Raw genomic sequence first — 20,514 nt, forward strand, 5'->3', positions numbered from 1 at the left:
TTTCATGCGAGGCCGTTAGGCGCCGGAACCAGGGGCTGGTTCGGCCGCGGAGTCCACGTCAACCTGATCCACCGTGTCAGCCGTAACCGCCGCGTCAACGACGATCTCGACGCTCTCGGTCGGGTTGGCCGACTGGGCGATCTGCTCCGCCGCGGTCTCAATGTCGACCGCCTGCTCAAACTGCGACTGGTACAGGCGCCAGTAGGCACCCTTCTGCGCGATGAGCGTCTCGTGGTTTCCCTTTTCGACGATGTCGCCCGATTCCATCACGAGGATGAGGTCGGCGTCGCGAATCGTGGAGAGACGGTGAGCGATCACAAATGACGTGCGTCCTTCGCGAAGCGCCGCCATCGCGTGCTGCAGCAACAGCTCGGTGCGAGTGTCAACCGAGCTCGTGGCCTCATCCAGAATCAGCACGGTCGGCTGCGCCACAAAGGCTCGCGCGATCGTGATGAGCTGACGCTCACCGGCCGAGACGTTCGACGCGTCTTCGTCAAGCACCGTGTCGTAGCCATCCGGCAGCGAGTGCACGAACTTGTCGACACGTGTCGCGACAGCAGCCTCGATGATCTCAACGTCGGTCGCCGACTCGCGCCCGTAACGGATGTTGTCTCGGATGGTTCCGGAGAACAGCCACGGGTCTTGCAGCACCATGCCGGTGCGCGAGCGCACATCGTCGCGCGTAAGCGCGCCGATGTCTTGACCGTCAAGCAGGATTCGCCCGCCGTCGAGCTCGTAAAAGCGCATCAGCAGGTTGACCAGCGTGGTCTTGCCCGCACCCGTCGGCCCGACAATGGCGACCGTCTGGCCCGGCTCCACCCGGAAAGACAGATCCTTGATCAGCGGGCGATCGGGCGTGTATGAGAAAGCAACGTTCTCAAACTCGATCACGCCGGGGCCCTCGACAAGCGCCGGAGCGTCGGCAGCATCTGCCTCCTGCTCCTCAGCGTCGAGCAATTCGAACACCCGCTCGGCCGATGCGGTACCTGACTGCACGACCGTTGCCATGCCACCCAGCTGCGACAGCGGCTGCGTGAACATCTGTTCATACTGCAGGAACGACTGCACGTTACCGATGTTCAGGTTGCCTGCGGCAACCTGAAGCGCACCGACGACGGCGATACCGACGTAGGTGAGGCTACCGATGAACGTCATCGCAGGCATCATGATGCCGGAGAGGAACTGCGCCTTGAAGCTGGCCTGGTAGAGCTCTTCGTTCTCCTCCTGGAAGGCCGCGATCTGAGCCTTCTCGCGGCCGAAGACCTTTACCAGCGCGTGGCCGGAGAAAGACTCCTCAACGCGAGCATTCAGTGCACCAACCTTGCCCCACTGCGACTTGAAGGCCTTCTGCGAGCGGGGTCCGATGATGCCGAACACCACCGCCATGAGCGGGAGCGAAACCAGGGCAACCAGCGCCAGCAGCCACGAAATCGAGAACATCATCACCAGCACACCGACGACCGTGAGGATCGAGGTGATGGCGCTGGAGAGCGCCTGCTGCATGGTTTGGGTGATGTTATCGACGTCGTTGGTGACGCGGGAGATGAGCTGGCCGCGCTGCACCTTGTCGAAGTACGACAGCGGCAGACGGTTGATCTTCTCCTCAATCTGCGCGCGCAGACGGAACATCGCCTTCACCATCACGATATTGACGACATAGCCCTGCACCCAGCCGAGAATGGCCGAGAACACGTACAGCGCCATCACGAACACGATGGTTTCGCGGAGCTTCGTGAAGTCGATGCCCGCGCCCGGGTTGAAGTCGCTCATCTTCGCGATGGTGTTCGCGAACTCGGCTTGACCGGCCGCGCGCAGCATCTCAACAAACTGATCCTGCGTGGTTCCGGCCGGCACTTGCGATCCCAGCTGAGTGTTCAAGAAGCCTTCGAACACCACGTTGGTCGCATTGCCCAGCACCGTCGGCGCCCACACCGAGAGCACAACACCCAGCGCGCCAAGCAGCGACACAAAGATGAAGGCCCACTTGTACGGCGCGAGCACGCCAATCATGCGCTTGAAGCTGGGCCAGAAGTTCTTGGGCTTACCGCCCTGTGCCCACTCGCCCGACTGCATGGCGAGTTCCATCTGCTTGGCGTTTTCTGCCTCTTCTGCCGCCGCAATCTCTTCGTCGGTCAGGGTTTTTGTCGCGTCGCTCATGCGTCCACCCCCAGCTGCGATTCAACGATTTCGCGGTACGTCTCGTTCGTGGCCGACAGTTCAGCGTGCGTGCCGGAACCAACAATTTGGCCGTCCTCGAGCACGATGATGCGGTCGGCTTCGGTAATCGTCGAGACGCGCTGCGCGACGACGATCTTGGTGACCTCGGGCAGTTCGCTCCACAGCGCCTGGCGCAGCTTCGCGTCGGTCGTCACATCGAGCGCCGAGAACGAGTCGTCGAAGATCAAGATCTCCGGCTGACGCACCAGCGCACGCGCAATCGCGAGGCGCTGTCGCTGGCCACCCGACACATTGGTTCCGCCCTGTGCAATGGATGACTCCAGCCCGTCGGGCATCTCGGAGACGAAGTCCTTACCCTGCGCAATCTCCAGCGCACGCCACAGCTCATCATCGGTCGCGTCTTGGCGACCGAATCGCAGATTGGAGGCGATGGTTCCGCTGAACAAGAACGACTTCTGCGGAACCAGACCAATCTGCGCCCACAGGCTCTCCTGGTCTGCCTCGCGAACGTCGACGCCGCCCACCATAACGCGGCCGCTCGTGACGTCGAACAGACGCGGGATGAGGGAAACGATCGTCGTTTTGCCGGCACCAGTGGAACCAACAATTGCGACGGTTTCGCCGGCACGCGCCTCGAACGACACATTGTGAACCACGGGAGCCTCGGCGCCCGGGTACTGGAAGGTGACGTCTTCGAAACGCACGACGCCCCGCTCCGGGAACTCCATGACGGGGTTCGTGGGAGCAGCCAGCGTGGATTCGTGGTCGAGCACCTCGCCAATGCGGTCGGCAGAGACGGCGGCGCGCGGAATCATCATCGTCATGAAGCTCGCCATCAGCACGCCCATCAGAATCAGGCCGATGTACTGCATGAAGGCGAAGATCGTGCCGAAGCTGGTGTTGCCGTTGTTGACCTCGATACCGCCAAACCACACCACGCCAACGATGGTCACGTTGAGCACCAGCATCGCGACCGGAAAGAGCACCACAAACAGCGAACCGATCCAGCGACCAATGCGCTGAATGCCGTCGTTCGCCTCGCGGAAGCGCTCTTCCTCAATGCGCTCACGCACAAACGCGCGCACAACACGCACACCGGTGAGCTGCTCGCGCAGCACCAGGTTCACCGCGTCAAGCTTCGCCTGGTATTGGCGGAACGCCGGAACCATGCGGCTGATGATGAAGAGGGCGAAGATCAGCAGCACGGGTACGGCTACGGCAATGAGCCATGACAGCCCAATGTCTTGACGCAGCGCCATGATGATGCCGCCGATCGCCATCAGCGGTGCCTGCACCAGCATGGTGGCACCCATCATCGCCAGCATCTGCACCTGCTGCACATCGTTCGTGTTGCGGGTGATGAGGGAGCCAGCACCGAAGTGTGAAATCTCGCGTTCAGAGAAATCGCTGACTCGGGTGTAGACATCTCCTCGAATATCGCGACCGGCAGACATCGCTGCGCGGGCGGCAAAGAAGGTGGCGATGATGGAGGCGACAATCTGACCGAACGCGATGGCGAGCATGAATCCGCCGCGCGTCCAGATGTAGTTGGTGTCACCCTTGGCGACACCCTCGTTAATGATGTCGGCGTTCAGGTTCGGAAGGTACAGCGAAGCCATGACCGCGGCAGCTTGAAAGACGAGCACGGCAATGAGCCAGCCCCGGTACGGTTTCATGTACCTGATGAGGAGTTTTCCCAGCAAAATATCTCCGATTCAGGATTGCCTTTTCTGCCGGTGGGCAAAAAGGGGCAAGGAGATACATTACGGCTCGCCCCGCCCAGTTGCAACGGCCAGCCGGATGATTTGTTCCCGAACCGAATGTTCTTATTCGAGCTCGTCCCTACTCAAACTCCGCGGCGACGGCGTTTCGGTGATAGTCGAAGATGATGCTGGTGCGGGTGGAGGCGACCGTCTGTTGAGCGGAGAGATGCTCGACCACAAAGGTGCGCACGTCGGCCGATGACTCCACGGCAATGTGCACCAGAAAGTCGTCGGTTCCGCCGACAAAGAACACCTGAATGACCTGCGGCAGTCGCCGAATCGCCTGGCTGAACGCCAAGATGCTCTCCTGACGCGATCCGGCTCGCAGCGTCACACCCACCATGGCTTGCAGTCCCTTGCCGAGTCGAGCCTGGTCGATGCTGGCATGAAAGCCGGTGATCACGCCGCGCTCAATCAGTGATTTCACGCGCGCGTGCATTGTCGAGGGCGCGACGCCGACGGCGGCGGCCAGCTCGGCGTTCGTCATCCGACCGTCGCGCGACAACAGCGCGAGAATGTGCGAGTCGGCCTCATCGAGCCGAAGATCATTCGTCATGATGAGCACCCAATCGGTCGGTTGTGCAGTCTGAGAGCCGATTTCTGAGCATGGAGAGAATGTTCTTCATCCTTTTCATGTTTATCCCGAACTTTCTGCGATTCTAGTGCGCACCGAGTCAAACCGTTGCACGCATACCTATCTGCACAGCACGTACCCAATCAGCGTCGAAGGAGTACCTCATGAAGGTCGCAGTCCCCGCCGAGATCAAGAACAACGAGAACCGTGTCGCCATCACCCCGGCAGGCGTCGACATGCTCGTTGACCGCGGTCATCAGGTCTTTGTGGAAAAGGGTGCCGGTGTTGGCTCCCGGTTGAGCGACGCCGATTTCGTCGCGGCCGGCGCAACGATTGTTCCGGACGCTGATGCCGCATGGGGCGAGGCCGAGCTGCTGCTCAAGGTGAAGGAGCCGATCGCCAGCGAGTACCGCCACCTCCGCGAAGATCTCACGCTGTTCACCTACCTTCACCTCGCGGCAGACCGCCCGCTCACCCAAGCGCTGCTTGATGCCAAGACCACAGCAATCGCGTATGAGACGGTGCAACTCGCCGACCGCTCGCTGCCCCTGCTCAGCCCAATGAGCGAGGTGGCAGGACGCCTCTCCATTGCCGTCGGCGCTCACACGCTGATGCGCCCGGCTGGTGGCCGCGGCATCATCATGGGCGGCATTCCCGGCACCCCGAAGGCCAAGGTCGTCATCATCGGCGGCGGCGTCGCTGGTGAGCACGCCGCGGCAACCGCGCTCGGCATGGGCGCAGACGTGACGGTCATCGATGTTTCACTGCCTCGCTTGCGCGACCTGGAGCGTCGCTTCAACGGCGAGATCCAAACCCGTGTCTCAAACCGGTGGGAAATCGGCGAGCAGGTTTCTAAGGCCGACCTCGTCATCGGCTCGGTGCTCATTCCGGGCGCTTCGGCCCCGAAGCTCGTCACGCTCGACATGGTGAGCACGATGAAGGAGGGCTCGGTGCTCGTCGACATCGCGATCGACCAGGGTGGATGCTTCGAGGGCTCACACCCGACCACGCACGATGAGCCGACCTTCGCGGTGCACAACTCGCTCTACTACTGCGTCGCAAACATGCCCGGTGCTGTTCCGGAGACGTCAACGCGCGCGTTGACGAACGCGACACTGCCGTATGTCTCAGCCATTGCAAACAAGGGTTGGGCGCGCGCCGCTGCCGAAGACCCCGCACTCGCGAAGGGCTTGAACACGCAGGGCGGAACCATCACAAACGACGCTGTAGCGGCGGCTTTCGCCGGCTAACGCAGCGTTGCTTACAACCCCGTCGCGACATCACCGTCGCGACGGGGTTTGTATACCACCAGGGAGTGGAACACATAGCGCACGATGAAGGCGATCGCGAGGAGCACGGCGGTCGCCAGCACACTCGACACGTGCCAGGTTTCAACCACGACGTAGAGCGCCGCGATTCGCACCACGGCCTCGACGGCGTTAAAGGTGAACGATTTGGCGAAGCGCATCCACATCGGCCCGGCCGCAGCCTTCATATCGCGGAACACGAACAGCTCGATGAGCAAGAAGTTGCCGATGATGGTCACCACACTCGCCACGATGGCGGCGAGCACATAGGGCACCGACCATCCCGTCAGCACCGCCATGATCAGCACGTTGGCGACGGCGCCGAGCGCGCCGATCAGCGCGAAGACCGACATGCGGCCGAAGCGCAGTTGCGTGAGCTGGGTCAAGAATCGAATCCCCTGGGTGAACGATGCCTTGGATTCGCCGGCGTGACGGGCCTGAAAGTCAAACGGAATTTCGGCAACCCGGAGAGGCTGACGGGCAAGCATCTCCAGCAAGATCTTGAAACCGCGCGGCTTCAGGCTCTCCCAATCGACCGCGGTCTTGTCCACCAGAAAGAACCCGGTCATCGGGTCGGAGCACTCGCGCAGCCGCACCGGGAACATGGCTTTCGTGACCATGGTCGACAGCCGCGAGACGGCAACGCGCACCTGATCACTCAGCCCATTGGCGGTTCCGCCTCCGGTGTAGCGAGACGCCACCACGACGTCGGCGTCGCCCTGCGCAAACCGAGCCAGAAGCTGCGGAATCTTCTCCGGTGGGTGCTGCAGATCGCCGTCCATCACAACGCATACGTTGCTACGCGCCGCGCGAATGCCAGCGACAACGGCGCCGCCTAGGCCACCTTCGGCAACGTCGCGGTGAATAACGGTGACGTCAATGGCGGCGGTCTCGCCCAGCGCCCGCGCGATCACCGGGGTTTCATCGTTGCTGTCGTCGACGATGATCAGTTCGGCATGCACGCCTGCGAGCGCCGTCGAGACGCGCGAAATGAGTTCAGCAACATTGCCCTCTTCGTTATACGTCGGGACGATGATGCTCGCGGCAAACGATGCCGCAGGGGTGGCTTCTGACATGAAGTCTTCGGCTATTCCTCTACCTCGGTGGATGACGCTGGCACATCGGTGGATGCACCGGCGCCTACTGCGGCGACCGCTTGCCCGTTGCCGAACAGATTCGCGTCTCCCCAGAACGTGACAGTTTCGCCCGCGCCGTATGTAACCGTAACCGAGATATCGGCCTGCTGCGCGTCATCAACATTAAACACATAGCTGGCCTGCGCCACGGTTCCTGCTCCCACCCAGGCGGCAAACGGCGACGAACCAAGGGCATCGACCTGCTGTGCCGGGGCGCGCTCGGCGCCCGTGGTCACGGTGACGACGGGGGTCATCAGGTCGGCGTCGTCGGCCGAGATGTTTGAATAGGCGATGGTGACCTGCAACATGGATCCCAGAGCGGAACCATCAGCGGCTGACTGCGCATCGACGCGTTGCAGACCGGTGATCGTGAAGAAATTGCCGTTCGCGGTGTAGGCCACCTCGTTGAGTGCAACCGATCCTTCGGGCCCGACCGCCACTGGCGCGGACTCGTCGATGGTTCCGGTCAGCGGCTCCTCTGGCGTCGGCTCGGGTGTGATGGGCGCGCTTGAGGCGCTGGCCGAGGGCTGCACGCCAGCGAAAATGGGCAGAGTGACCCCCTGCAGGGCGTACCACCAGACGACTCCGGCCGAGAGCAGCAACGCCGTGACGAGAAAGGCAGCACTGACGCCGAGGGCGGTGCGCCAACTCGGCTTCTTTCGCGTCGTCGTTCGGGGCGCCCACTGTACGTCGGGTGCCGCAGGCGCGGCTGACGTGGGGTCGGCTTCGGGTGTGGGGTCGGATTCGAGTGTGGGGTCGGGTGTTGGGTCGGGTGTGGGCTCGGGCTCCGGCTCGGGTGTGGGGTCCGGCTCGGGCTCGGGCTCCGGCTCGGGCTCGATGTCCGACGCACTCGGTTCGGTTCGCGCGACCGCCGTGGGCTCGGGCTTGGGGTCGGCTGCAACGTCTGACCCACTTGGTTCTGCCTGCGCGGCAACCGTCGATGCTGGCTCCGCCAGCGGTTCGGCGTCTGCCTGGGCCTCGTCGGTCGTCGAGGCAGCAATCTTCGTAGTCGACTTCGGTTTGGCCGCAGTCTTCGGTGTGGCCGCAGTCGGCTTCGGTGTGGCCGCCGACGCCTTATCTGGCGACGCTTTCGTCACGGTCGTCTTGGCAACGCCCGGCTTCGCGGCGGCGGTCTTCGCGGCAGCGGGCTTCGTCCCGGCAGCGGGCTTCGTCCCGGCAGCCGGCTTCGCGGTCGCCGGGTTGGTCGCTGCAGCGGACTTCGCAGTAGCCGTCTTCGCGGCCGTCGGCTTCGCGGCGGTCGACTTCGTCGGCGAAGCCTTTGCGACACTGGCTTTCGCCGTCGACTTCGGGGCATCAGCAGTCGCGTTCGCCTCAGCGGCCTTCGTCGCGGCGGCCCTGGTTCCGGCAGTCTTTGCCGCAGCCGGCTTCGTCTCAGTAGCCTTCGCGGCAGCCGCCGTGGCCGCGGCGGGCTTCTTGGCGGGCGCCGGCTTCTTTGCCTGGGCGGGCTTGGCCGTGGGCGTGGTGTCGCCGGTGTCGCCCTCGCGCGTAGGGTCGTCGGTCATGAGTGCTCCCTGCCGGCGATGCGTGGGTGGCGCGGCCGGTGAAAAGGTCGTTGTTCGCTTCGCGTTCGAGTGAGCGAGAGCGCAATACGAGCATAGAGGGCGCACGTGCGACGTCGCTGAAAGCCACCGTGCCCCACGCCTGCGCACACCCTGATCACCGCGAGCGCGAAGCTCGCACCACCTCGGGCATGCCCCGCCTCACAGCACCCAGATTCGGCCCCTGCCCCGTGGTTCCGGGTTAATCTGGTGTCATGACGACCCCCGCAGCAGACACCATCACGATGTTCGGCGCCGAATGGTGCGGCGACTGCCGCCGCACCAAGAAGCAGCTCGACGGCCTCGGCATCGCGTACACCTACGTTGACCTGGAGGCAGAGCCTGCCGCTGCAGAGGTGGCGCGCGAGATTTCGGGTCGCATGAACATTCCGGTGGTTGTGTACCCCGACGCCACCCACCATGTTGAGCCGTCGAACGACGACGTCGAGCAGAAGCTGCGCGCGCTCAACCTGATCTAGACCCCGGTGTCGTTGGCGTGCCCTATGCTGGCGCGATGAGCAACGACGCTCCGGCGCCCCCATCACCCGACTCCCGACTCTCCGCGGACACGATCGCCCGCTACGCTATCGGCTCGATCGGAACCGGTGGTTTCGCGACCCTGCCCGGCCTGGTGTTGGCGTATTACCTGACCGACAATCTGGGTATCGCTGCGGCGACCGCCGGCTTGATCATCACCATCGCCAAGCTGTGGGATGTGGTGATCGACCCGCTGATTGGGGCGCTGTCTGATCGGCAGCGCCTGCGCTACGGAACGCGCATTGGCTTTATGAAGCTCGGCGCGATTGCCCTGCCGGTGCTGTTCGCGCTGACCTTTGCGGCGCCGCCTGCGTGGGGAACGGTGGTCGGAACCATCTGGGTGCTCGTCGCGTTTACCGGCGCCGCCACCGCATTCAGCCTGTTTCAGGTTCCGTATCTCGCCCTGCCAGCCGAGCTCACCGACAGCTACGACGAGCGCACTCGACTGCTGACGTGGCGGGTCATGGTGCTGACCTTTGCCATCTTGCTGTTCGGCGCGGGCGGACCGATGCTTCGCAAGCTAACGGGCGATCCGGTCACCGGGTACCTCCTGATGGGCATCGTTGCCGGCGCGATTATTGGTCTCGGCATGTGGGTCGCGACGCGCACCGCCCCGCACAGCGCCCCGCTGACCGACATCGCACCGCCGCGGCTCAACATTTGGGAGCACTACGCGCAGGGCATTCGCGCGCTGCGCCGGAGCCAGCCGTTCCGGGTGCTGCTGCTGACCTTCTTCCTGCAGGCACTTGCCACGGGTCTCATGCTCGCCGGCGCCCAATACGTTGCCACCTGGGTCATGAAAAGCGAAGACGCCGTGACCCTGCTCTTCGTCGCCCTCATCGCCCCCGCGCTGTTTGCGGCACCGGTATGGCGTGCGATCGCGCGACGCACCGACAAGCAGGCGGCGTTCCGATTCGCGACAATCCTATTTGTCGTCGCGGCGCTCGCGATCTCCATCGCGCTGTGGCTGCCAGGCAACTGGATGTACGTTCCCGTCGGCCTCGCCGGCATCGCCTACGCCGGCATGCAGTCGCTACCGATGGCCATGCTGCCCGACGTGATGAGCCACGATGAGCGCACGACCGGAACCAAGGGTGCCGGTGCATTTAGCGGCATCTGGACGGCGGGTGAAACGATTGGATTCGCCCTCAGCGCGACCGCGCTCACCACGATTCTCGCGATCACCCAGTACGTGCCGTCGGTGGCGGGGCAATCCGTGACGCAACCAGCCTCGGCGATCGTCGGCGTCGTCATCAGCTTCTCGGTGGTTCCGGCCGCCCTCGCAGCCCTCAGCCTGGTTCCGCTCGCGCGCTACCGTCTGACGCGCAAAGACATCGATCAGGTCGCCGCCGTAGAGTGAGGCCAAAGAAGGAGATCGCGATGAGCACGCCCGCCCAGCCGAAGAAGCCGGCCGCGAAAAAGCCCGCCACGAAGACCCCCACCGCGAAGGCGCGTGCCTCGAAAACGGCGTCGGCGATCGCCCCGGAGATTCGTGACGCGCTCGACGCCGACATCGCGTCGCTGGAGATGGGATCGAAGATCTGGTCGACGCTGACCGTGGCACAACGCGCCACTGTTCTTGGTCACGTGCGCGAAGCCGTCGCCAAAAATGCGGCGGAATGGGCGCGCACAGCCGCGGCCTCGAAGGGTCTCGACGAACAGCACCCGCTGCGGGGCGAAGAATGGCTCGCCGGGCCCTATGCAACGCTCGCGGGAATCGACGCGTTGATCTCGTCGCTCGATGCGATCGCCGCCGGCGAGAGCCCGCTCAAGAACGTGCGCACCTCCCTCGCGCCCACCGGGCAGGTCGCCGTGCAGGCGTACCCCGCGACAAAAACAGACGCGCTGCTGCTGAACGGCTTCACCGGTGAGGTCTGGCTGAAGCCGGGCGTCACGGCCGATCAGGCACGCCGTCGCGCCGGGCTCGCGCAGCTCAATCCCACAGCGGGTGGCGGCGTGGGCCTCGTGCTCGGCGCGGGCAACGTCACGTCTATTCCGATTCTCGACGTGCTCTACGAGCTGATTGCCTTCAACCGGGTGGCGCTGCTCAAACTCAACCCCACGCAAGACAGCCTGCTGACGGTGTTCCGTAAGGCGCTACAGCCGCTCATCGAGCCCGGCTTCGTGCGCATCGTCACCGGTGCCGGCGACGTCGGCGCGTACCTCACCGCCCACCCGGGGTTCTCGCACATTCACATCACCGGCTCCGCTGTGACGTTTGACACGATCGTGTGGGGCCCGGGCGCCGCCGGCCAAAAGCGCAAGCAGACCGGCAAGCCGCAACTCACCACCCCCATCACCGGCGAACTCGGCGGCGTCGCCCCCATCATCGTGGTTCCGGGGCCGTGGACGCAGGCCGATCTTGACTATCAGGCCGAGCACGTCGTCACCATGCGGCTACAAAACAGCGGCCACATCTGCATTTCGGGCCAGGTTGTCATCATCTCGCCCGATTGGAAGCAAAAAGACGACTTTCTCGCGGCGCTGCGCCGCGCGTACGCCAAGGCGCCACAGCGACCCGTGTGGTACCCCAACAGTGATACCAAACTCGCGATCGCGCGTGAGGCCTACCCCGACGCCGAGCAATACGGGCCCCGCCTGCTCGTCGAAATTGATGGCACCGACGATGCCGCGACGCTGGAGACCACCGAGTTCTTCGCACCGGTACTGGGCATCGTCGAGGTCGACGGAACCGGTCAGCAGTTTGTTGATGGCGCGGTCGCGTATGCGAATGAGCGGCTCGCTGGCACCCTCGGCGCCAATATTCTGATTGATCCGGTGACCGAGGCGGAGCTGGGCGACGGGTTTGAGCGCGCCGTCGCCGACCTGCACTACGGCAACATCGCCATCAACGGGTGGACCGGCTTCTCGTTTGTGGCACCGACGCTCTCATGGGGCGCTTTTCCCGGCCACACGCTCGAAGACGTCGGCAGCGGCATCGGCATCGTTCACAACGCGCTCCTGCTCGACGACGTCGAGCGCTCGGTGCTGCGCGGGCCGTTCCGCCCATTCCCGCGGTCGGTCGGCCGCGGACGCTTCTCGATTCTGCCCAAGCCGCCGTGGTTCGTGACTTCACGCACCTCCGCCGAAGTCTCGGAGGGGTTCACGCGGTTCATGATTGATCGGAACCTGGCGCGCCTAGCCAAGACGCTGGGCGCGGCGCTCCGCTCCTAGCGCGGTGCGCTGACCGGGGAACCTGCGGCTCGCGACGCGCGCGCCTAGCGGGCGCGTGCGCGCTACCCGGCGAAGGCGTCGGTAGCCGCACGCAGCGCGCGGCGAATCCCTGGTTCCGTCGCGGCGTGCCCGGCGTCGGCAACCACAATGAACTCCGCTTCTGGCAGTGCTTGGTGCAGATCCCACGCGGTCATCATCGGAGTGCACATGTCGTAGCGCCCCTGCACGATGACCGTGGGAATGTGTCGAATGCGCTCCACGTCGGCAATGAGTTGATTGTCGCTAAACCAGCCGCCGTGCGAGAAGAAATGGTTCTCGATTCGCGCGAACGCGACGGCGCGGTCGGCGACTTCCATCTCGGCAACGTGATCCGCATCGAGGTGCAGGGTGGTCGTCGCGCCCTCCCACGTGCTCCACGCAATTGCCGCCGGGGTGTGCACGGCGGGGTCGGGGTCGTTCAGGCGACGGCGGTACGCGGCGATGAAGTTATTGCGCTCCAGCACCGGAATCTCGGCGACGTATTTCTGCCACAGATCCGGGAAGATTGCCGCGGCACCGCCCTCATAAAACCACTCAAGCTCATGGGGTCGTAGCGTAAAGATTCCGCGCAGCACCAGCTCACTCACCGCGGCTGGATGCGTTTCGGCATACGCCAGCGCGAGGCCCGAGCCCCACGAACCGCCAAACACCTGCCACTGACTGATGCCGAGGTTCTTGCGCAGCAGCTCCATATCGGCGACCAGATGCCACGTGGTGTTGAAGCGCAGGTCGGCGCCCGGTTCGCTCGCATGCGGGGTCGATTTTCCGCAGCCGCGCTGATCGAACAGAATGATGCGGTATTTCTCCGGGTCAAAGAACCGGCGCTGCCATGGCGAGGTTCCAGAACCCGGCCCCCCGTGCACGAACAGCACGGGCTTGCCCTCGGGATTTCCGCTCTGTTCCCAATACATCCGGTGGCCATCACCAACGAGCAACATGCCGGTTTCATACGGCTCAATGCTCGGATACAGATCGTCGTCAAGAGTTGTGCTGTTCATTATTCCCCCAACACCACACTAGTTACACTTCTGCACTCGTTACAGGTCTGCGCCGCTCACATCAAAGGTGTTGCACGCGCCAACGCCATACTGGTAGCCCGTCGCGAACCAGCGCTGGCGCTGTTCACTGGAACCATGAGTCCAGCTCTCCGGGTTCACGAAGCCGCCGGATTGCTTCTGAATATTGTCATCGCCGACGGCGCTGGCAGCGTTCAGCGCATCGACAAGTTCAGCCTCGGTGGGCGCCTTCATATAGGTCTGGCCGTTATCGTCCTTCTGCTCCGATGCGTGCGCGACCCACGCGCCTGCGTAGCAGTCGGCCTGCAGTTCGGTGCGCACGCCGTTGGAGTCTGGGCCGGAACCATTGTTGGGGTGATCGCGCATGACGCCCTTGATGTACTGCACGTGGTGGCCCCATTCGTGAGCGAGCACGTAGATCTGCGCCAGGTTGCCTGCGCTCGCGCCAAACTGGTCGCGCATCAGCTGCCAGAACGTGGGGTCAATGTAGACCGTCTGGTTTGAGGGGCAGTAGAACGGGCCGGCCGCGTTCGAGGCGGTGCCGCACGGAGTCGAGGTCGACCCCTCGACAATCACCATCTCTGGTGCGGAATAGCCCGAGACGTTCTGTTCCCAAAAGCTGTCCAGCACCAGCGTGGCACCCGCGAGGCGGCAGTCGTCGTCGGTGTTCGCATCTTCACCTGTCTGACACTTCTCCAGGCCCGTGCCGCCCGATGGTTCCGCCTGCTCTTGGGTGTCACTGCCGCCGAGCATCGGCAGGAGCTGCGAGAAATCGCCGCCCGTGACCAGCGCCAAGATCAGCGCGATGATGCCGCCGACGCCGACCGCGCCGCCGGCGACCTTGGCTCCGCGGCCCGACTTGCGCACGCGGTGATTGCTGATGTCCGCGTCTGGGTTAAACGTCATGCCTAACGGTACCGCGATTGCATCGCCTCCCCCAGTAGTGACCGCTAGAGTAGAGCCCCACTCGGCGGAGGCGGAACCATCGGCCGAGGCTGGTGAGGAGTGCCATGGAACCCATCGAAATCGCGCTGGTATTTGTGATTGGCGTGATCATCATCGCCACCGTCACCGCGCTCGCCCCCAAGGTGGGGGTTGCGGGTCCGTTGATTCTCACGGCCGTCGGTGTGGCAATCAGCTTTCTGCCGTTCATTCCCGATATTCGTCTTGATGCCTCCGTCATTCTCATCGGCATTCTGCCGCCCCTGCTTTATGCCGCGGCGGTGTCGCTGCCCGCGATGGAGTTCCGCCGTGACTTCGGCGCCATCGGCGGCTTTTCGGTGCTGTTGGTGGTTATCACCTCGGTCGTGTTGGGCTTCTTCTTCTCGCTCGTGATTCCGGGCGTCTCGCTCGCGCTGGGCATTGCGCTGGGTGCCATCCTTTCGCCGACCGATGCGGTCGCGACCTCCATCGTGAAGAAGCTCGGCATTTCACCCCGGGTCGTCACCGTGCTCGAGGGCGAGAGCCTGTTCAACGACGCGACGGCGCTCGTACTGCTGCGCACCGCGATTGCCGCCACGGCCGGCGCCTTCAGCTTCTGGGACAGCGTCGGCGACTTCTCCTGGGCGGTATTTATCGCCGTGGTGATCGGCCTCGTGGTGGGTTGGATCAACCTGCGGGTGCGTGCGTGGGTTCCGTCCACCGCAGCCGCAACCGCGCTCAGCTTTGTGGTTCCGTACCTCGCGTACATTCCATCTGAAGAGTTGCACGGATCGGGGCTGGTTGCCGCGGTGGTCGCCGGCATCGTCACCGGACAGGGCTCGGCGCGACACTTCACCGCCGAGCAGCGCCTCAGCGACCACGTCAACTGGCGCACGATTGAACTGCTGCTCGAGGGCGCGGTGTTCTTGATTATGGGGCTGGAAGTTCGCGCCATCATCGAAGACACCAACGCCAGCAGCACCGGCCTCGGTCATGCGGCGATCGTTGCGGGCGGCGCGTGCCTCATCGTGCTGCTGGTGCGCTCGGCGTACGTGGCGCCGCTGTTGTGGTTTCTCTCGCGCCGTTCCCGGCGTTCGGCCACGATTCGCCCGTTGCTGGAGGAGTACAGAACGTCGTGGGCCGAGGCTCCGCCCGCCGAAAAGCAACGCAGAATGGGTCGCAAGTTTGGGCATGATCGACGCAATCCCGAGCGCGACGCCGCCCGATGGACGCGCCATATCAACACCCGGCTCGCCGACGCCACCTACTACGAGACGCGCCCGCTGGCCTGGCGCGAGGGGGTCGTATTGGTGTGGGCCGGAATGCGCGGAGCGGTGACACTGGCGGCAGCGCAAACGCTTCCGGCCGGCACCCCGCAGCGCTCCCTGCTCGTGCTGATCGCAATTCTGGTGGCCGTCGGCACGCTACTCATTCAGGGTGGAACGCTGTCGTTCGTCGTGAAGAAGCTCGGGCTGGGTGGGTCGCGCGAAAACGAATCAGGCGTGGATGAAATGGAGGATGTGCAAGCCCAACTGCATGCTGCAGCTCTTGCAGCCCTCCAATCTCCCAATCTGCGCCAGCCCGACGGCTCCCCGTTTGACCCCGCGATTGTGGCGAAGGCGCGCGATCGGTGGTCGGCAGCTCCCGACCCGGATCGCAGCGCCCGCACCACAGAAATGCTGAAGCTGCGCCTGGCGATGATCGATGCGGAACGTCACCGCCTCACCCAGCTTCGTCGTGACGGTCGGTATTCCACGGCCACCCTTCGCGCCATGATGGAGGCCCTCGACTCCGAAGAGCTGGGCCTTCACCGTCGGGTGTACTCCGACTGACGCTCGATCGTGGGTGCTCACGAGTCGGGCGGTCGCCCATCGAGCAGTCACGTGTCGGGCGATCACGTGTCGGGCGGGGCCGATGTCAGGCAGAATAGGAGCGGAGGAACCATGAGCAACGCTGATGACGCAGCAACCAGCCCGGTGCCGATTGCGCACACCGCGGCCGAGTGCCCCAAATGCTTCGTCGAGATGCAGCAAGACGGCGACTGGTGGCGCGCACGCCCGGCAGACTCCCGCCTCGTGGGTCTCGTTGTCTCCCGCGACAACATGCCCTCCGTTGTGCAGCAACGCGATGACCTCGCTCGCTTCGGCGTGCCCATCGAGGGCTTCCGTCACCCGGCCCCCGAAATTCTGGAGTCATGGGAGGGGCGACTCGCGCGCTTCTTCGCCACCCTGGTTCCGGGCGACGTACTGGTAATTGCGAGCCTGCACGCGCTCGGTCGCGATACCGATGAAGAGCGTCGCACCCTGGCCGAACTACGAAAACGCGGCATCGTCGTCAAGGTGCTCTCGCACGGCGCCCGCCACCTCGAACCCGCCGTGCGCTAGCCCCGAAGGCAAGCCTCCACTTCGCGGAGCATTTCTCGCGCAGCGACCACCCGACGCATCACCTCTATCGCCGCAAGCGTCGAGGAGTAAATGGGGAAATTAGGCGAGGGCGCGCCAGCATCCCGCTACGTGGTCATCGACCATGCCGCTGGACTGCATGAGCGCGTACATCGTGGTGGCACCCACAAAACGAAACCCCCGCTTTCGCAGCGTCTTTGACATGGCCTCAGACTCGGGAGTGACGGCCGGAACCTCGGCGAGCGTTGCCAGCGCCGCATCGCGTGGGGCTGGCGCGAACGACCACATCAACGCGTCGAGCTCGCCCGGCGCCATCTCCAGCACGAGCTGAGCATTGCTGATCGCGGCGTGAATCTTCAATCGATTGCGAACGATGCCAGCGTCGTTCATCAATCGCTCAACGTCGGCGTCGGTGAATTCCGCGACGACGGCCGGATCAAACCCAGCGAAGGCCTCGCGAAACGCGGGGCGCTTGCGCAGAATGGTGATCCAGCTCAGCCCCGCCTGAAACCCCTCCAGGCTCATCTTCTCGTACAGTGCCCGGTCGCCATGCAGGGGCGTTCCCCACTCCTCATCGTGATACCGCTGATACTCGGCGTCGGCTCCTACCCAACCGCAACGCGCACGCTCATCGGCTCCGGTCACAACCCCAGCGATAGTCATGGCGTCAGCGTATCTCGCACCGCAGACGCTCTCCGCCTTCGTCCACACCGCACATCCTGGTTCCGCCGCGGTGACCAAGCCGAACCCCGCTGATCCGCCGTTCGTCGCACGATACCTACCGCTTGTCGCGCGCAATTTCCACCCATCCCTCGCACCTGAGAGCGGGCTGTGAGCAACCGTACCCTGGGGAGATTCCGCAACGACGCGTGTAGAGAGGAATGCCCCGTGACCAGCCCAACCGCCAATCGAGCGCAGGAGGAGAGGGAGATCACCTCCGACCCCGCTCTGCCGCCGACGTCGCTCACTGCCGAGCAAGACGCCAAAGACACCAAGTGGACGCCGCTGAAGATCGCGATCTGGATTGCCATCGCCCTGCTGGGTGGTGTCGCGTGGGTGATGCTGGCGATTGTGCGCGGCGAGACGGTCAACGCCATCTGGTTTGTGTTTGCGGCCGTTGCCACCTATCTCATCGCTTACCGCTTCTACTCGAAGGTCATCGAGCGTTACATCACGCGCCCCGATGACAAGCGCGCCACCCCTGCCGAATACAAGCAAGACGGCCGTGACTACGTTCCGACCGACCGCCGCGTGCTGTATGGCCACCACTTCGCTGCGATTGCCGGCGCTGGTCCCCTCGTCGGTCCGATTCTGGCCGCACAGATGGGCTATCTGCCCGGAACGATCTGGATCATCGTCGGCGTCGTGCTCGCGGGCGCCGTGCAGGACTACGTTGTACTGTTCTTCTCGATGCGCCGCGGCGGCCGCACGATCGGCCAAATGGCGCGTGACGAACTCGGCAAGATCGGTGGCACCGCCGCCATCATTGCGTCCCTGCTGATCATGATCATCATCGTCGCCATCCTCGCGCTCGTCGTCGTCAACGCACTCGGCGAAAGCCCCTGGGGTGTCTTCTCGGTGTCGATGACCATCCCGATCGCTATCTTCATGGGCCTGTACCTGCGCTACCTGCGCCCGGGCAAGATCACCGAAATCTCTATCATCGGCTTCGTGCTGCTGATCGGTGCGATTGTTGCCGGCGGCTGGGTTGCCTCCACCGAGTGGGGCTACGCAATGTTCCACCTGCCTAAAGAAGCCATCGCAATCGGCATCATCGTCTACGGCTTCATCGCCGCCATCCTGCCGGTGTGGTTGTTGCTGGCTCCGCGTGACTACCTGTCAACGTTCATGAAGATCGGCGTCATCGTGCTGCTGGCCGGCGCCATCATCATCGTGCGCCCCGAAATCACGGTTCCGGCGTTCTCGCAGTTTGCGAGCGGCGAGACCGGCCCGGTCTTCTCCGGCCCGCTGTTCCCGTTCTTGTTCGTGACGATCGCGTGTGGTGCTCTCTCCGGGTTCCACGCCCTGATCTCCTCTGGAACCACGCCAAAGCTGGTCGAGAAGGAGCGCCAGACGCGCTTTATCGGTTACGGCGGCATGCTGATGGAATCGTTCGTCGCGATCATGGCGCTGGTCGCCGCAATCTCCATCGACCAGGGCATCTACTACGCCATGAACTCGTCGGCGGCAGCGACGGGCGGAACCGTTGAAGGCGCCGTTGCGTGGGTTAATTCGTTGGGCCTGACGGGCGTGAACCTGACGCCGGAGATGCTCACCACGACCGCCGAAAACGTGGGAGAAGAGAGCATTGTCTCGCGCACCGGTGGCGCCCCGACGCTCGCCCTCGGACTCGCACACATCATGCAACAGTGGCTCGGCGGCACCGCGATGATGGGCTTCTGGTACCACTTCGCCATCATGTTCGAGGCGCTGTTCATTCTCACCGCCGTCGACGCCGGAACGCGCGTTGCTCGTTTCATGCTGCAGGACTCCATCGGCACCGTGGTTCCGAAGTTCAAGGACGTCTCGTGGCGCCCCGGCGTCTGGATCTGCACGGGCATCATGGTGGCCGGTTGGGGCTTGATCTTGATGCTCGGCGTCACCGACCCGCTGGGCGGCATCAACACGTTCTTCCCGCTGTTCGGTATCGCCAACCAGTTGCTTGCCGCGATCGCGCTTGCCGTCGTGCTCGCGATTGTCGCTAAGCGTGGCAAGAGCTACTTCCGCTGGCTGTGGATCATCGCGGTTCCGCTCGCCTTCACTGCCGTTGTCACGATCACCGCGTCGGCCTACAAGATCTTCTCGCCCACCCCGGCGGTCGGATACTTCGCCAACAACGCGGCGTTCAGCAACGCGCTGGCCGAAGGCAAGACAGAATTCGGAACCGCGAAGTCGGTTGAAGCGATGGAAGCCGTTGTGCGCAACACGCTCGTGCAGGGCGTGCTGTCGGTGATCTTCGTGATTCTCGCGATCATCGTGATTGTGATGGCCGTCATCACCACGGTGCGAGCGATTCGCAACGGTGGCGGAGAAAACATGGAAGATCCGCCCGTTGCCTCGCGCCGCTACGCACCGGCAGGCTTCATCGCGACGCCGTCTGAGCGCGCGCTCGAGAAGGAGTGGGAAGCCCTTCCTCCCGAGCTCAAGCCATCACAGGGCGGGCACTAACATGACCGTCTCGCAGGCAGTCGGCAGCGCGTTTCGGAGCGTGCGCTGGTACATCACCAACCTCATGGGTGACAGCGCTTACGCAACCTACGTCGAGCATCACCGCGCCACCCACCCGGGTGAGCCGGAGCTGACCGAACGCGAGTTCTGGAAGAGGCGCTACGCCGACCAGGCCGCAGAGCCGCGCTGCTGCTAACACGGACTGGCGAGACAGAAACGTCGGTGGGGCACGATCCAACAGTTCGCGCCCCACCGTCGTTTCACCCGGCGCCGCGGTGCCGCGGCGCCGTGGTTCCGGTGCCGGCGCCGTGGTTCCGGCGCCATGATTCCGCGCCGTGGTTCCGCGCCGTGGTTCCGTTTCCGCGGTTCCGCGTTGCCAAATGTCGGAACCGCGGCGCCCGAGGCACCCCACGGCGCACCCCCACCGGCGTGTCGCTGTGCTCGCTCCGACATTTGGGAAGGCGCGGAGCCTCGAAAACGCGTCGCGGGCACGGAACCCCGCGCCGGCGCAGCACGGAACCATGCGCCCCACCGACGTTCCACCCGGCGCCGTGGTTCCGCGTTCCCAAATGTCGGACCCGCGGCGCCCGAGGCACCCCACGGCGCACCCCCACCGGCGTGTCGCCATGCCCGCTCCGACATTTGGGAAGGCGCGGGGCGCAGAAAGCGCGTCGCGGGCACGGAACCACGCGCCTGCGCGGCACGGAACCACGGCGCCCCACAGACGTTTCACCCGGTGC

16 protein-coding genes are annotated in these 20,514 nt (G+C 64.2%); 8 read left to right on the plus strand and 8 right to left on the minus strand.

Translation table 11 applies throughout. The features are described 5' to 3' along the window. Positions 1-15 precede the first annotated feature (15 nt). The 3 genes from FVP60_RS06240 to FVP60_RS06250 form a co-directional block, all read right to left on the minus strand. The gene (locus FVP60_RS06240; protein WP_147825346.1) at positions 16-2,157 is read right to left on the minus strand and encodes an ABC transporter ATP-binding protein; all 2,142 of its coding nucleotides are present in this window, start codon (positions 2,155-2,157) and stop codon (positions 16-18) included. After that, a complete protein-coding gene (locus FVP60_RS06245; RefSeq protein WP_147825347.1) occupies positions 2,154-3,881 on the minus strand; it encodes an ABC transporter ATP-binding protein in 1,728 nt (575 codons plus the stop codon). The genes FVP60_RS06240 and FVP60_RS06245 overlap by 4 nt, the downstream gene beginning before the upstream one ends. 139 nt (positions 3,882-4,020) lie before the next feature. Next, a complete protein-coding gene (locus tag FVP60_RS06250) occupies positions 4,021-4,497 on the minus strand; it encodes an Lrp/AsnC family transcriptional regulator (RefSeq protein WP_147825348.1) in 477 nt (158 codons plus the stop codon). Between the two features lie 182 nt (positions 4,498-4,679). Between FVP60_RS06250 and ald the strand changes: the two genes are divergently transcribed. After that, on the plus strand, positions 4,680-5,765 hold the full coding sequence (gene ald, locus FVP60_RS06255) for an alanine dehydrogenase (RefSeq protein WP_147825349.1): 1,086 nt from the start codon (positions 4,680-4,682) through the stop codon (positions 5,763-5,765). An 11-nt stretch (positions 5,766-5,776) separates the two neighbouring features. Here ald and FVP60_RS06260 read toward each other — a convergent pair whose 3' ends face one another. Both FVP60_RS06260 and FVP60_RS13000 read right to left on the minus strand, forming a co-directional pair. Next, positions 5,777-6,898: a glycosyltransferase gene (locus tag FVP60_RS06260; RefSeq protein ID WP_147825350.1), complete on the minus strand. Its 1,122-nt coding sequence runs from the start codon at positions 6,896-6,898 to the stop codon at positions 5,777-5,779. Between the two features lie 11 nt (positions 6,899-6,909). Further along, positions 6,910-8,481 carry a hypothetical protein gene (locus FVP60_RS13000; RefSeq protein WP_187240579.1) on the minus strand — a complete coding sequence of 524 codons (1,572 nt, stop codon included), beginning with the start codon at positions 8,479-8,481 and terminating at the stop codon, positions 6,910-6,912. A 251-nt stretch (positions 8,482-8,732) separates the two neighbouring features. On the opposite strand from FVP60_RS13000, the gene FVP60_RS06270 reads away from it, so the two are divergent. From FVP60_RS06270 to FVP60_RS06280, 3 genes are read left to right on the plus strand one after another with little or no spacing between them, the layout of a single operon-like run. Continuing rightward, the gene (locus tag FVP60_RS06270) at positions 8,733-8,996 is read left to right on the plus strand and encodes a glutaredoxin family protein (protein WP_147825351.1); all 264 of its coding nucleotides are present in this window, start codon (positions 8,733-8,735) and stop codon (positions 8,994-8,996) included. A 35-nt stretch (positions 8,997-9,031) separates the two neighbouring features. Further along, positions 9,032-10,414, plus strand: coding sequence for an MFS transporter (locus tag FVP60_RS06275; RefSeq protein WP_147825352.1), 1,383 nt, complete (start codon positions 9,032-9,034; stop codon positions 10,412-10,414). Positions 10,415-10,434: 20 nt separating this feature from the next. Then, positions 10,435-12,228, plus strand: a complete 1,794-nt coding sequence (locus tag FVP60_RS06280) for an aldehyde dehydrogenase family protein (RefSeq protein ID WP_147825353.1) — start codon at positions 10,435-10,437, stop codon at positions 12,226-12,228. A gap of 62 nt (positions 12,229-12,290) precedes the next feature. Here the strand turns inward: FVP60_RS06280 and pip are convergent, their stop codons facing one another. Further along, positions 12,291-13,265 carry a prolyl aminopeptidase gene (pip, locus tag FVP60_RS06285; RefSeq protein ID WP_147825354.1) on the minus strand — a complete coding sequence of 325 codons (975 nt, stop codon included), beginning with the start codon at positions 13,263-13,265 and terminating at the stop codon, positions 12,291-12,293. A 39-nt stretch (positions 13,266-13,304) separates the two neighbouring features. Continuing rightward, positions 13,305-14,189 carry a KPN_02809 family neutral zinc metallopeptidase gene (ypfJ, locus tag FVP60_RS06290; protein ID WP_147825355.1) on the minus strand — a complete coding sequence of 295 codons (885 nt, stop codon included), beginning with the start codon at positions 14,187-14,189 and terminating at the stop codon, positions 13,305-13,307. 104 nt (positions 14,190-14,293) lie between these two features. Between ypfJ and FVP60_RS06295 the strand changes: the two genes are divergently transcribed. Together FVP60_RS06295 and FVP60_RS06300 are read left to right on the plus strand one after the other, a co-directional pair. After that, the gene (locus tag FVP60_RS06295; RefSeq protein WP_147825356.1) at positions 14,294-16,036 is read left to right on the plus strand and encodes a cation:proton antiporter; all 1,743 of its coding nucleotides are present in this window, start codon (positions 14,294-14,296) and stop codon (positions 16,034-16,036) included. A 111-nt stretch (positions 16,037-16,147) separates the two neighbouring features. After that, complete coding sequence (locus tag FVP60_RS06300) at positions 16,148-16,588, plus strand: recombinase family protein (protein ID WP_147825357.1); 441 nt, start codon at positions 16,148-16,150, stop codon at positions 16,586-16,588. A gap of 99 nt (positions 16,589-16,687) precedes the next feature. On the opposite strand, the gene FVP60_RS06305 is transcribed toward FVP60_RS06300, so the two are convergent. Then, positions 16,688-17,269 carry a DNA-3-methyladenine glycosylase I gene (locus tag FVP60_RS06305; RefSeq protein WP_147825358.1) on the minus strand — a complete coding sequence of 194 codons (582 nt, stop codon included), beginning with the start codon at positions 17,267-17,269 and terminating at the stop codon, positions 16,688-16,690. Between the two features lie 225 nt (positions 17,270-17,494). Here FVP60_RS06305 and FVP60_RS06310 point away from each other — a divergent pair, with 225 nt between their 5' ends. Continuing rightward, positions 17,495-19,774, plus strand: a complete 2,280-nt coding sequence (locus FVP60_RS06310; RefSeq protein WP_187240580.1) for a carbon starvation CstA family protein — start codon at positions 17,495-17,497, stop codon at positions 19,772-19,774. Position 19,775: 1 nt separating this feature from the next. Beyond that, entirely contained in the window at positions 19,776-19,970 is a 195-nt protein-coding gene (locus tag FVP60_RS06315) for a YbdD/YjiX family protein (RefSeq protein ID WP_147825359.1), read from the plus strand. Positions 19,971-20,514: the final 544 nt, after the last annotated feature.

Source organism: Microbacterium mitrae (assembly GCF_008017445.1).
GTDB classification, from domain to species: domain Bacteria; phylum Actinomycetota; class Actinomycetes; order Actinomycetales; family Microbacteriaceae; genus Microbacterium; species Microbacterium mitrae.

Excerpts from the sequence above, each read along its gene's own strand:
- FVP60_RS06240 (WP_147825346.1), bottom strand. The coding sequence starts at position 2,157 with ATGAGCGACGCGACAAAAACCCTGACCGACGAAGAGATTGCGGCGGCA.
- FVP60_RS06250 (WP_147825348.1), bottom strand. The coding sequence starts at position 4,497 with ATGACGAATGATCTTCGGCTCGATGAGGCCGACTCGCACATTCTCGCG.
- ald (WP_147825349.1), top strand. The coding sequence starts at position 4,680 with ATGAAGGTCGCAGTCCCCGCCGAGATCAAGAACAACGAGAACCGTGTC.
- FVP60_RS06260 (WP_147825350.1), bottom strand. The coding sequence starts at position 6,898 with ATGTCAGAAGCCACCCCTGCGGCATCGTTTGCCGCGAGCATCATCGTC.
- FVP60_RS13000 (WP_187240579.1), bottom strand. The coding sequence starts at position 8,481 with ATGACCGACGACCCTACGCGCGAGGGCGACACCGGCGACACCACGCCC.
- FVP60_RS06270 (WP_147825351.1), top strand. The coding sequence starts at position 8,733 with ATGACGACCCCCGCAGCAGACACCATCACGATGTTCGGCGCCGAATGG.
- FVP60_RS06275 (WP_147825352.1), top strand. The coding sequence starts at position 9,032 with ATGAGCAACGACGCTCCGGCGCCCCCATCACCCGACTCCCGACTCTCC.
- FVP60_RS06280 (WP_147825353.1), top strand. The coding sequence starts at position 10,435 with ATGAGCACGCCCGCCCAGCCGAAGAAGCCGGCCGCGAAAAAGCCCGCC.
- pip (WP_147825354.1), bottom strand. The coding sequence starts at position 13,265 with ATGAACAGCACAACTCTTGACGACGATCTGTATCCGAGCATTGAGCCG.
- ypfJ (WP_147825355.1), bottom strand. The coding sequence starts at position 14,189 with ATGACGTTTAACCCAGACGCGGACATCAGCAATCACCGCGTGCGCAAG.
- FVP60_RS06295 (WP_147825356.1), top strand. The coding sequence starts at position 14,294 with ATGGAACCCATCGAAATCGCGCTGGTATTTGTGATTGGCGTGATCATC.
- FVP60_RS06300 (WP_147825357.1), top strand. The coding sequence starts at position 16,148 with ATGAGCAACGCTGATGACGCAGCAACCAGCCCGGTGCCGATTGCGCAC.
- FVP60_RS06305 (WP_147825358.1), bottom strand. The coding sequence starts at position 17,269 with ATGACTATCGCTGGGGTTGTGACCGGAGCCGATGAGCGTGCGCGTTGC.
- FVP60_RS06315 (WP_147825359.1), top strand. The coding sequence starts at position 19,776 with ATGACCGTCTCGCAGGCAGTCGGCAGCGCGTTTCGGAGCGTGCGCTGG.